Genomic DNA, 13714 nt, shown 5'->3' with positions numbered 1-13714 from the left:
TTGTGGCGGTGCGGAGCAAGATCATTTCCGGCGTTCTTTCGGGCCGGGGTGGTATGGCGTCGGTGGGGTTGTCGGAGGAGGAGGTGGTTGCTCGTCTGCAGGAGTGGGATGGCCGGGTTGAGATCGGGGCGGTCAACAGCCCGTCCTCGGTGGTGATTTCCGGTGACACCGAAGCCCTTGGCCAAGCCCTCGACGCCCTTGTGGCGGACGGCGTCAGCGCGCGCCGGGTCGCGATCGACTACGCCTCCCACACGAAGCACGTCGAAGCGATCGAAGACGCACTGGCAGCCGCGTTCGCCGACATCCGTGCCCAGGCGCCGCTGATTCCCTTCTACTCGACCGTGACCGGTGAGTGGGTGCGGGAGGCGGGTGTCCTGGACGGCGGTTACTGGTATCGGAACCTGCGCGGTCAGGTCCGCTTCGGCCCCGCGATCGCTGACCTGCTGGCCGACGGCCACACCGTGTTCGTGGAGTCCAGCGCGCACCCCGTCCTGGTCCAGCCGATCAACGAGATCGTCGACCAGGCCGGCACCGGCGCCGTGGTGAGTGGATCGCTACGTCGTGGCGAGGGCACCTCGCGCCGGCTGCTGACCTCGGTGGCGGAACTCTTCGTCCGGGGCGTTCCCGTCGACTGGACCGGTGTCCTCCCGGCCGGTGCCGTCGCCGCCCGGGCCGACCTCCCCACCTACGCCTTCGACCACCAGCACTACTGGCTCCGCCCTGCTCCCGCCGTCGACGCCGTCGCGCTCGGACAAGCCGCCGGCGACCACCCACTCATCGGGGCGATCGTCGGCCGACCGGACTCCGGCGGCCTCATGACCACCTCGCGGTGGTCGGTGGCCACCCACCCCTGGCTCGGCGATCACACCGTCGGTGATGTCGTGGTCGTACCGAGCGCGGCGCTGGTCGAGGTGGCCATCCGGCTCGGTGACGAAGTCGGCAGCCCCGTGATCGAGGAGCTGACCGTGGACCGGCCCATCCTGCTGCCGCTGCGCGGCGGCGGCCGAGCAGTACAGATGACCGTCGGAAAGGCCGACGAGCAGGGGCGGCGACCGGTCGAGGCATACTCCCGCCCGGACGACGCGAGCCCGGACGCGGTGTGGACACGCCACGCACACGGCACATTGATGCCCGGACCGGTGACCCCACCGGCTTCCAGCAGCAGGTGGCCCGCCACCAGTCCCACAACCGACGTCGCCCTCCATGAGGCCATCGGCGATGCCGACCGCTACGGCCTGCACCCGGCGCTGCTCGACGCGGCGATCTGCACGACCCTGCCCCCAGGCATGATCGCAACCCGGTGGAGCGGGGTGACCTTGCTGGCCTCAGGCGCCGCGGCGGTACGGGTCCGCGCAGCCCGTGACGCCGCTGGAGTGACCCGCCTCGAGCTGGTGGATGCCACCGAGGCGCCGGTGCTGATCGCTGATGCCGTCGTCGCCGAGCCGTTTTCGCCCGAGAAGGCGGACGCGTCGGCGCCCGGCGCCCTGTTCCAGGTCGATTGGGTCGAACTGCTCCCGCCCCCGGGGGAAACGACTGAGGAAGCCGTCACCACGGCGACCATCGCCGACGCCGAAGACCTCGCTGACCTCACAGCCATACCAGACCTTCTGATGTACGAGGCCGGGCACGCGCCCGCCGACCCGCGCGAGGCCGTCACCGCCGCGTTGGCCGTTCTCCAGGCATGGCTGGCAGCACCGGCCCTGGCGCACACCCGCCTCGTCGTGATGACCCCCGGGGCTGAGGACGATCTCACCGCGGCCGCCGTGTCCGGCCTGCTGCGTTCGGCACAGTCGGAGCACCCGGACCGCATCGTCCTTGTCGACTGCGAAAATGCCGAACACCACGACAGCGCAGCGGCCGTGAAGGCCGTGCAACTCGCGTCGGTCACGGGCGAGTTACGAATCCGTGTGCGAGATGGCGTGACCCTCGTACCTCGGCTCAAACGCGCCCCACTCACCGAAAACCCCCGGCGCGAGTTCACCCCTGACGGCACCGTCCTCGTCACCGGCGGCACCGGGACGCTCGGCAGTCTCGTAGCCCGGCACCTGGCTAACGAACACGGCGTACGGCACCTGCTGCTGACCAGCCGGAGCGGACCGAACGCCGAAGGGGCGGCGGCGCTGTACGAGGAACTGACAAACCTCGGCACGACCGTCACCATCGCCGCGTGCGACACCGCCGACCGTGACGCTGTCGCCGCGCTCCTCGCCGCCGTACCGGACGCACACCCGCTCACCGCCGTCGTCCATACCGCCGGAGTCCTCGAGGACGCCGTGGTCACCACCCTGACCCCGGACCGTCTCGACACAGTCCTGCGGCCGAAACTTGACGCCGCACTGCACCTGCACGAACTGACCCGGCACATCGACCTCGCGGCCTTCGTCCTCTTCTCCTCCGCCGCCGGCGTCCTCGGCAACCCCGGCCAGGGCAACTACGCGGCCGCGAACGCCTCCCTGGACGCCCTCGCCCTGCACCGCCGTCGCTCGGGCCTGCCCTGCACCTCCCTCGCCTGGGGTTACTGGAACGCGGCCACCGCCATGACCCGGCACCTCGGTGCCGCAGACCTGCACCGCACCCGGAGCCTCGGCATGGCCGGGCTCTCCACCGCCGAGGGCATGGCGCTGCTCGACATGGCCCTGCGGGCGGGCGAGGAGACTCCCGCCGCTCTCGTGGCAACTCGGTTCGACCTTCCCGCCCTGCGGGCATCCACCCGCGCCGGAACTCCCGTGGCACCGCTCCTGCGCGGCCTCGCACCCGTTCCCCGGCCGGCCGCCACGTCCTCGCATACGGCCGTAACCGGCTCCCTGCGTCAGCGGCTCGACCGCCTGGGCGCCAGGGAGCGCACAGAGGCGCTGGTGGAACTGGTCCGGCAGAACGCCGCCCAGGTGCTCGGCCACTCCGGCGCTGCCGACATCCGCGTCGACCGCGCCTTCAAGGACGCCGGGTTCGACTCGCTGACCGCCATCGAGCTGCGCAACCGGCTCGCGGCCGCGACGGCTCTCACCCTGCCCTCCACCATCGTCTTCGATCACCCGAAGCCGCTGCTGCTCGCCGACCACCTGCGCGTACAGCTCTTCGGGGACGACGAACAACGACATGAAAACGACCAGCACGGCGACGGCACCGTGGCTGCCCTCTCCGACGACCCGATCGCCATCGTCGCGATGGCCTGCCGCTTCCCCGGCGGTGTGGAAAGCCCCGAAGACCTGTGGCGCCTGGTCACCGAAGGCGCCGCGGTCATCGGCGAGTTCCCCGACGACCGCGGCTGGGACATCGATTCGCACTACGACGCTGATCCTGACCGAATCGGCAAGACCTACGTACGGCACGGCGCGTTCCTGGACGACGCAACCGGATTCGACGCCGCCTTCTTCGGGATCTCACCGAACGAGGCGCTCGCGATGGACCCCCAGCAACGGCTGTTCCTGGAAACCTCCTGGGAGGCGTTCGAACGCGCCGCGATCGACCCGACCGGACCCGGCAGCAAGGACGTCGGCGTCTTCGTCGGCGTCAACAGCCACGACTACACCGTTCGGACGCACCACGCGCCCGGCGTCGAGGGCTTCCGCCTCACCGGCAACTCCGGCAGCGTCATCTCCGGCCGGGTCGCCTACCAGTTCGGCTTCGAAGGCCCGGCTATCACGATCGACACAGCCTGCTCGTCCTCGCTCGTCGCCCTCCACCTGGCGGCCCGCGCACTCCAGCAGGGCGAGTGCTCCATGGCCCTCGCCGGCGGCGTGATGGTCATGGGCAATCTGGAGACCTTCGTCGAGTTCTCCCGGCAACGCGGTCTCTCGCCGGACGGCCGCTGCAAGGCCTTCGCCGACGCGGCGGATGGAACCGGCTGGTCCGAGGGCGTCGGCGTGCTCCTCGTCGAACGACTCTCCGACGCACGCCGCCGAGGTCACCAGGTCCTCGCGGTGGTCAAAGGCACCGCAGTCAACCAGGACGGCGCGTCCAACGGACTCACAGCGCCCAACGGCCTCTCACAGCAGCGAGTGATCCGCAAGGCGCTCGCCGACGCCGGCCTGTCGACATCGGATGTGGACGCGGTCGAGGGCCACGGCACGGGAACGGTCCTCGGAGACCCCATCGAGGCGCAGGCGCTGCTCGCCACCTACGGGCAGAACCGGCCCGCCGACCGACCGCTGTGGCTCGGCTCGGTCAAGTCCAACATCGGTCACACCCAAGCCGCGGCCGGCGTGGCAGGCGTCATCAAGATGGTGATGGCGATGCGGGACGGCGTCATGCCCCGCACGCTGCATGTGGACCAGCCCTCAACCCACGTGGACTGGTCCACCGGCGCGGTGCAGCTACTCGCAGAGGCCCGTCAGTGGCCCGATGCCGGGCATCCGCGATGCGCCGGCGTCTCGTCCTTCGGCATCAGTGGCACCAACGCGCACGTCGTGATCCAGCAGGCCCCGGCCGAAGACGCCACCTCGGACCAGGCGCATGGCACCGAACCCGCACCATCACATTCCGCTGGTCTGCCCACGCCCGTTCCTGTGTCAGCCCGGACAGCGGCGGCTCTGCGCGCCCAGGCCGGACGCCTCGCTCGCTTCGTCGACGCGCGGCCCGAGCTGGTCCTCACCGACACCGCGCACGCGCTGGCCACTGCCCGTGCCCAACTCGGCCACCGGGCTGTCCTGCTGGCCACCGACCGGCAGCAGCTCGCTGACGCGCTGCGCGCACTCAGCAACGGCACGCCCACCGCCGCCACTATCACCGGCCGCCCCTCCGAGGGGAAACTGGCCTTCCTCTTCACAGGGCAGGGCAGCCAGTGGGCCGGCATGGGCCGCGAACTCGCCGCACGACACCCGGTCTTCCGCGAGGCATTCACCGCCGCATGCGATGCCGTCGAACGACACCTGGACGGTCACCTGGCGCGTCCGTTGGACCACGTGCTGTTCGCCGAGTCCGGCACGGCGGAAGCCGCATTGCTCGACCAGACCCTGTACACACAGGCAGGTCTCTTCGCCCTGGAGACCGCGCTGTTCCGGCTCTTCGGCTCCTGGGGTGTACGTCCGGACCTCGTGGCCGGACACTCGGTCGGCGAGATCTCCGCCGCCCATGCCGCCGGAATACTCGACCTGGCGGAGGCAGGCGAACTGGTCGCCGCCCGCGGCCGGTTGATGCAGGCCCTGCCGGAGGGCGGCGCAATGGTCGCCGTCCAGGCAACGGAGGCCGAGGTCGCACTGTTGCTGGACGAGGCCGCGGGCGAGATCGCCATCGCCGCGGTCAACGGACCCGACGCCATCGTGCTCTCCGGCGCCCAGGACACCGTCCTCGACGTGGCCGCGCGACTGGCCGACCAGGGCCGGAAGACCAAACGCCTGAAGGTCAGTCACGCCTTCCACTCGCCACTGATGGCCCCCATGCTCGACGAGTTCCGAGCTGTCGTTGCCCGGCTGCGTCCCCGCCCGGCCACCATCCCCGTCGTCTCCACGCTCACCGGCACCCCCGCGAAGGACGGCCAGTTCGCCACCCCGGAGTACTGGGCCGACCAGGTGCTCCATGCCGTACGGTTCGCCGACGCAGTCACCGCACTGCGCGACCAGGGCGCCCGAACCTTCCTGGAGATCGGACCCGGCAGCAGCCTGACCTCTTTGGCCCTCGGCGCTCTCGGCACGGATCACGGGGGCTGCTTCGCCACCATGAGCGAGGACGACTCAGAGGAGACCGCCGTCCTCACCGCACTCGCCGAACTGCACGTCCGTGACACGGACGTCGACTGGTCGGCTCTCCTCGGCACCCCGGCCACCGAGATCGGCACCGAACTGCCCACGTACGCCTTCCAGCACCAGCGTTACTGGGTCGAACCCGAGATCTCCGCCGCGGGCGCCGAGGCGCTCGGCGCCCGCGCCACCGGACACCCGTTGCTCAGCACGGCCATCGAGATTCCCGGGGAGGGCCCCACCTGTTTGGTGCTCACAGGCCGGCTCGACCGGCGGGCCCTCGGCCGGCTCCTCGACCCCGGCACCGGTGCCGTTCCGGCAGCCGCACTTCTCGACCTCCTGGTCCACGCAGGCACCGTGGCGGGCAGCGGCGCGGTCGAACAGATCGTCATCGACTCGCCGCCGACCGTGCCCGAACACAGCCACCTCCAGCTCCGCGTCCGCGTCGATGGTCCCGGCCGGGACGGGCTGCGCCCGGTCGTCATCCACAGCAGGCGGTCCGGCGACGAGGACAGCACCTGGACGCGCCACGCCCGCGCCCTGCTCCGGCCCGGCCTGCCCACACCATCCTTCGACCTGCGTACCTGGCCGGCCGCTGGAGCCGACGCCCTGGCCGACCTGCTCGACCCCCAAGAGAGCGGGGGCATACACGGCCTGACGGAACAGGACGGCCAGCTCTTCGCCAACCTTTCCCTGCCGCCGGAACTCGTCGATCAAGCCGCGGGGTTCACCCTCCATCCCGCACTCCTCGACTCCGTCCTTCGCCTCCTGGCAGACCGCACCGGCGAGAGCGGGCGCGACCTCACAGCCTGCACCGACCTGGCCGTGTTCGCCGAGGGCGCCACAGCCCTGCGGCTACGGGCGACGCCCGTGGACGGCGGACGCCATCTTGTGGAGCTCGCCGACCACACGGGCGAACCAGTCGCTGTGCTCGGCCCACTGGCCCTGGGCAGCCCCACCAGCGTCACCATCGCCGCCACGGTTGCCACCCCTGCCCCCGGCGAGACGCATACGACGAAGGACGGTCAGCTGGTCCGACGCATCGTCGGCCGCCCGGCCGCCGAGAAAGGATCACTGGCCCACCGGCTCGCCGCGCTGGACGCCACCGAACAGCAGCGGGCACTGCTGGACCTCGTGAAGGAGAGCGCGGCCGTCGTCCTCGGCCATACCGGCGCCGAAGCACTCGAGGAGAACCGGCCGTTCAAGGACCTCGGCTTCGACTCGCTCAGCGCCGTCAAACTCCGCAACCGGTTGCACGACTTCACTGGCGTGAGCCTGGCCAGCACTGTCGTCTTCGACCACCCCACCCCTTCCACTCTCGCCGGGCACCTGCGCATCGAACTGCTAGGCGAGGAAGTTGTACCCGAACCGGCTGAAGGCGTCCGACCCGGACCTGCCGTGCCGGCGGAATGCGACGAGCCGATCGCCATCATCGCCATGAGCACCCGCCTGCCCGGTGGTGTCGACACCCCTGAGGACTTGTGGCGATTGGTCATCGACGAGGGCGACGCGCTCTCCGTCTTCCCGCACAACCGGGATTGGGACGTCGACACGCTGTACCACCCGGACCCTGCGCACCCCGGCACCACCTACACCCGCGTCGGCGGATTCCTGCACGACGCCGCCCAGTTCGACGCCAAACTCTTCGGGATCTCACCGCGCGAGGCCCTCGCGATGGATCCGCAGCAGCGGCTGCTCCTGGAGACCTCGTGGGAGGCCCTGGAACGCGCCGGAATCGACCCCCTCTCCGTCCGGGGCCACGACATCGGTGTTTTCACCGGCATCGTCCACCACGACTACGTCACCCGGCTGAGGCAGGTCCCCGAGGACGTCCGGGGCTACGTGATGACCGGCACGTCGCCGAGCGTGGCGTCGGGGCGCGTGGCGTACGTGTTCGGCTTCGAAGGGCCGGCGGTGACCATCGACACGGCTTGCTCGTCCTCGCTCGTAGCGATGCACCTGGCGGCCCAGGCGATCCGGCGCGGAGAGTGCTCGCTCGCGCTCGCCGGAGGTGCGACCGTGATGTCCAGCCCGGATGCCTTCGTCGAATTCGCCGGCCAGCGCGGACTCTCCCCCGACGGCCGGTGCAAGGCGTACTCCTCGACCGCGGACGGCACGGGTTTCGCCGAGGGCGTCGGCGTGATCGTCCTGGAGCGCCTGTCGCAAGCCCGTCGCAACGGCCACCGGATCCTGGCCGTGGTGCGCGGCAGCGCGGTCAACCAGGACGGCGCCTCGAACGGGCTGTCCGCCCCCAGCGGACCGTCCCAGCAACGCGTCATCCGACGCGCCCTGTCTGACGCCGGCCTGTCGACGACGGACATCGACATCGTCGAGGGCCACGGCACCGGCACCCCCCTGGGCGACCCGATCGAGGTCCAGGCGCTACTCGCCACCTATGGCCAGGACCGGCCCGCCGACAGTCCCCTGTGGCTCGGCTCGCTGAAGTCCAACATCGGCCACACCCAGGCAGCCGCGGGCATCTCCGGCGTCATCAAAATGGTCCAAGCGCTACAGCACGGCGTCATGCCGCCGACGCTCCACGTCGCCGAGCCGACACCGCAGGTGGATTGGACGACCGACGCGATCGCCCTGCTCACGCAGGCACGGGAATGGCCGGCCACCGGCCGCCCGCGCCGAGCCGCCGTCTCTTCCTTCGGCGTGAGCGGCACGAACGCGCACGTGATCCTGGAACAGGCTCCCGTAGAGCAGCCCGCAGCGACGGCCACACCGACCGAAGCAGTGGGCCCGCTGGTCGTGTCCGCCGCATCGAAGGCATCCCTGGCAGGGCAGGCAGCGCGCCTCGCGACGTTCCTCGAGACCTCCGAGAACTCCGCGCCGCTGGATGCCGTGGCGGCGGGGTTGGTGTCGCAGCGGACGGTGCTGTCCGAGCGTGCAGTGGTGGTGGCCGGTTCCCGTGCCGAGGCGCTGGCGGGTCTGCACGGGCTCGCGCGGGGTGAATCTCATCCCGATGTCGTCGCCGGGAGCGCGGTGGCTGCGGGCCGGACGGTGCTGGTGTTCCCGGGCCAGGGTTCGCAGTGGGAGGGCATGGGCCGTGAACTCCTTGACTCCTCGCCGGTGTTCGCGCAGCGGGTCGGGGAGTGCGCAGCGGCGCTTGAGCAATGGGTTGACTGGTCGTTGGTGGACGTGCTGCGGGGGGATGCTCCGGCCGAGATGCTGGAACGGATCGAGGTGGTCCAGCCGGCACTGTTCTCCGTGATGGTGGGCCTTGCCGCGGTGTGGGCGTCGATGGGCGTGGTGCCGGATGCGGTGGTCGGTCACTCGCAGGGTGAGATCGCCGCCGCGTGTGTCTCGGGCGCGCTGTCATTGGAGGACGCAGCTCGGATTGTAGTGCTGCGCTCACAGCTGTTCGCCGACGAACTGGTGGGGCGAGGCGCCGTGGCATCCGTGGCGCTGTCCGGGCAAGACGCGGAAGAGTTGCTGGCGCCGTACGGAGACCGGTTGGCCATCGCGGGGGTGAACGGCCCCCGCGCGGTGACCGTGGCCGGGGCGCACGAGCCGCTCGAGGAGCTGGTCGCGGCGCTGACCGAGCGAGGGATCCGGGCCCGGATCGTGCCCTCGACAGTCGCCTCGCACTCCCCGCAGATCGACAGGCTGCGCGACCGCATCACCGAACTGCTGTCCTTCGTACGCCCCGGCAAGGGCCGCGTGCCGCTCTACTCGACCGTCACCGGCGAGGTCCTGCACGGCCCTGAACTGACGGCTGACTACTGGTTCGAGAACTGCCGCCGGCCGGTCGATTTCGAGCCCGTCGTCCGCAAGCTGCTGGCCGGCGGTCACACCGTGTTCGTGGAGTCGAGCGCCCACCCGGTCCTGGTCCAGCCGCTCAACCAGATCGTGGACGAGGAGGATGACAGCGTCCGGCTGCGTACCGTTGTCGGCAGCACGCTGCGCCGTGACGAGGGCGGCCCGCGCCGCCTGCTCACCTCGATGGCCGAGCTCTTCGTCCGGGGTGTTCCCGTCGACTGGACCAACGTCCTCATGGCCGGGGCCGGGCACGTCGACCTTCCGACGTACGCCTTCGACCGGCGCCACTACTGGTTGCAGGATGCTGAGAAAGCCGACGACAGCGGCGCCTCTGACAACGACGCCGACGCGGACTTCTGGAGCGCCGTCGAGCAGACCGACGCGGACTCGCTCGCCGGGCTCCTCGCCCCGGACTCCGCCGGTCTGCGCGACGCCTTGCGCACCGTCGTGCCAGCGCTTGCGGACTGGCGCGGCAGGAGCCGGCGGCGCTCCAGCGCTGAACGCCTCCGCTACGCTGTCACCTGGCGGCCCCTGGACCGTGAGGTCTCAAGGGTGCCCGCGGGCCGCTGGCTCGCCGTCCTGCCGCCGGGATGCCCGGCCGAAACCGTGACCGGCTCCCGGGTGGCCGAGCTCATCGCGGAGCTCGGTGCCCAGGGACTCGACGTGGTGCCCTTCGAGACCGTTCCCTCCGCCTTCACCCGCACCGGACTCACCGCGCTCCTGAGCGACATCCGGGCCGAGTACGAGCCCGCAGGAGTTCTCTCCCTGCTCGCCCTCGACGGCGTGCAGGACGCCACCGACACCGCCGCCAGGACCCTCGCGCTGGTTCAGGCGCTGGGGGACGCGGGCTTGAACGGGCCGCTGTGGTGCCTGACCCGGGGCGCGGTGAACACCGGCATTCAGGACACTGCCGGCGAGCCCGGCGACGCCGCGATCTGGGGTCTGGGCCGCGCCGTGGCTCTCGAGCACCCCGACCGGTGGGGCGGCCTGATCGACCTGCCGGCGACCGCCGACGCCCGCACCGCGCAGTACCTCGTGGGCGCGCTGAACGGCACCGCGGGCGACCAGCTCGCCGTACGCCGCCCCGGCGTCTACAGCCGGCGGCTCGTACGCAAGCCCGCGTCTCAGACCCCCGCCGACGGCGGCTGGCGGCCTCACGGCACAGTGCTCGTGACCGGCGGCGCCGAGGCCCTCGGCACCCATGCCTCGCTCTGGCTCGCCCGGTCCGGCGCGCGCCGTCTCATCGTCACAACCACGGCTCAGGTCCCCGCCGACGCCGTCACCGAGTTGCAGGGCAAGCTCGCGGCCACCGGGGTGGAGACGACAGTCGTCTCATGTGCCGACGCCGACCGTGAGACGCTCGCCCGGCTCATCGCCGAGACCCCGCAGGAACAGCCGCTGACCGCTGTCGTGCACGCCGCCGACGCTCCCTGGACCAGTGCCGTCGCCGACACCGGCCACGCCGACCTCACCGAGGTCTTCGCGGGCAAGGTCGACACCGCTGTATGGCTCGACGAACTGTTCACCGGCACCAACGCCGCCCCGCTCGACGCCTTCGTGGTCTTCTCCTCGATCGCCGGCATCTGGGGCGGCGGTGGCCAGGGTGTCTCCGGCGCGGCCGGCGCAGTCCTGGATGCCCTTGTCGAACGGCGCCGCGGCCGAGGACTCGCGGCCACCTCGATCGCCTGGGGAGCCCTCGACGGGATCGGCCTCGGCATGGATGAGGCGGCGGCCGCGCAGCTGCGCCGCCGCGGTGTCCTGCCGATGGCCCATCAGGTCGCCGTGACCGCGTTCGAACAAGCCGCGGAGGCACGGGAGAAGGCCGTGACGGTTGTCGACATGGATTGGGAAGCGTTCATCCCGGCGTTCACCTCCGCACGGGTCAGCCCGCTCTTCGCCGACTTGCCCGAAGCCGCAGCCGCACTGCGCTCCTCCCAACCCGATGCCGGGAACAGCGACATCACCTCATCCCTGGTTGGCTCTCTGCGGGACGTCCCCCAGGCCGAACAAAACCGTCTCCTGCTCCGGCTGGTCTGTGGGCAGGCCGCGACCGTCCTCGGACACAGCAGTGGGGAGAGCATCGGTCCGCTCCAGTCCTTCCAGGAGGTCGGCTTCGACTCGCTCGGCGCCGTCAACCTCCGCAACAGCCTGCACGTCGCCACCGGTCTACGACTGCCCGCGACACTCGTCTTCGACTACCCGACCCCGGACGCCGTCGTCGGCTTCCTGCGCTCCGAGCTGCTGACGGAAACGAGCGACGACCTGGAAGGGCGGGAGGACGACCTGCGACGCGTGCTCGCCCAGGTCCCGCTCTCCCGCCTTCGGGAGGCCGGCCTTCTCGACTCGCTGCTCAGCCTCGGCGGCTCAGTGGACGGCTCCATCCCCGGGGCGGCGACGCCCGAGCTGGCCCCGGCGGCGCCCGCCACTGAGGACGGCGCAGCCCTGATCGACGTGATGGACGTCGCCGCCCTCGTCAAGCGAGCCCTCGGCAGCGAAACCCACTGATCACCTGACTTTCCGACACCACGGCGACAAAGATGGAGGCGTACCGAGATGACGGCGCCGGACGAAGAGATCGTCACCGCACTGCGTGCCTCGCTCAAGGAGAACATGCGGCTCCAACAGGAGAACCAGCGTCTCTCCGAGTCCTCGGCCGAGCCCATCGCGATCGTGTCGATGGCTTGTCGGTACGCGGGCGGCATACGCAACCCCGAGGACCTCTGGCGGGTGGTGACCGACGGCACCGACGTCTACACCTCCTTCCCCGAGAACCGCGGCTGGGACCTGGAGGGCATCTACCACCCCGACCCGGACAACCCCGGCACGACGTACGTCCGCGAGGGTGCGTTCCTGCACGACGCCAACCTGTTCGACGCCGGGTTGTTCGGGATCTCGCCGCTTGAGGCGCTCGCGATGGAACCTCAACAGCGGCAGCTCCTGGAGATCTGCTGGGAGGCCCTCGAACGAGCCGGCATCGACCCGCACTCCGTACGCGGCGCCGACATCGGCGTATACGCCGGCCTGGTCCACCAGGACTACGCGCCCGACCTCAGCGGCCTCGAAGGCTACCTCAGCCTGGAGCGTGCTCTGGGCAGCGCGGGCGGCATCGCCTCGGGACGGGTCGCCTACGCACTCGGCCTCGAAGGCCCCGCCGTCACCGTCGACACCATGTGCTCCTCCACCCTGGTCGCCGTGCACGTAGCCACACAGGCGCTTCGGCGCGGTGAGTGCGCCATGGCCCTGGCCGGCGGCGCGACCGTCATGTCGACCCCCGGAGGGTTCATCGGCTTTGCCCGGCAGCGCGCCCTCGCCTTCGACGGCCGCTGCAAGTCGTACGGGGCCGCCGCGGACGGCTCCAGCTGGGCCGAAGGCGCCGGTGTCGTCCTCCTCGAGCGGCTGTCGGACGCGCGCCGCAACGGACACCGGGTCCTCGCGGTGATCCGCGGCTCCGCCCTCAACCAGGACGGCGCCTCCAACGGTCTGACGGCGCCCAATGGCCCGGCGCAGCGGCGCGTCATCCGCAAGGCGCTGGAGAACGCCGGCCTCACCACAGCCGACGTCGACATGGTCGAGGGCCACGGCACCGGCACCGTTCTCGGCGACCCGATCGAGGCCCAGGCCCTGATCGCCACGTACGGCCAGGACCGGCCCGAGGGCCGGCCACTATGGCTCGGCTCGGTCAAGTCGGTGATCGGACACACCCAGAGCGGCTCCGGCGTGGCCGGACTGATCAACGCGGTGCAGGCGCTCAGGCACGGAGTCATGCCCGCCACCCGGCACGTCGACGCCCCCAACCCGCAGGTGAACTGGACGGCGGGCTCGGTGGAGCTGCTGACCGAGGCCCGCGCGTGGCCGGAGCTGGGCCGGCCACGCCGGGCCGGTGTGTCCTCGTTCGGCGCCAGCGGTACGAACGCCCACATGATCCTGGAACAGGCGCCGGAAGAACCCGCAGCGGAGTCCCCCTCCGGCCCAGCGCTCGATGGAGTGGTACCGCTGGTGCTGTCGGCGGCTACGGCCGCCTCGCTGACCGGCCAGGCGGAGCGACTGGGGTCGTTCCTCGAGGCGTCCGGCACGGTCGCGCTCGACGATGTGGCGGCCGCACTGGTCACTGGCCGGGCGACGCTGGCCCAGCGCGCGGTCGTCGTGACCGACTCGCCCGAGGAGGCCCTGGCAGGTATCGGTGCGCTGGCTCGTGGTGAGGACGTTCGTGGGGTGGTTGTTGGTGGTGGGTTGAGGTCGGGTGGGGACGGCAAGGTTGTGTTGGTGTTCCCGGG

Annotated in this window: 2 protein-coding genes; both read left to right on the top strand. The window is 71.0% G+C overall.

Translation table 11 applies throughout. The features are described from left to right. The first annotated feature begins 2 nt into the window (after nucleotides 1–2). On the top strand, nucleotides 3–11945 hold the full coding sequence (locus ACZ6CL_RS41980) for a type I polyketide synthase (protein ID WP_468946606.1): 11943 nt from the start codon (nucleotides 3–5) through the stop codon (nucleotides 11943–11945). Nucleotides 11946–12014: 69 nt separating this feature from the next. Further along, nucleotides 12015–13714 (top strand): type I polyketide synthase (locus tag ACZ6CL_RS41975; RefSeq protein ID WP_468946609.1); only part of this gene is annotated, 1700 nt, incomplete at its 3' end.

This window comes from Streptomyces sp. NPDC041200 (assembly GCF_055591805.1).
Note: the sequence above shows the minus strand (reverse complement) of the source record. Positions and strands in the feature narration are given on the sequence as shown.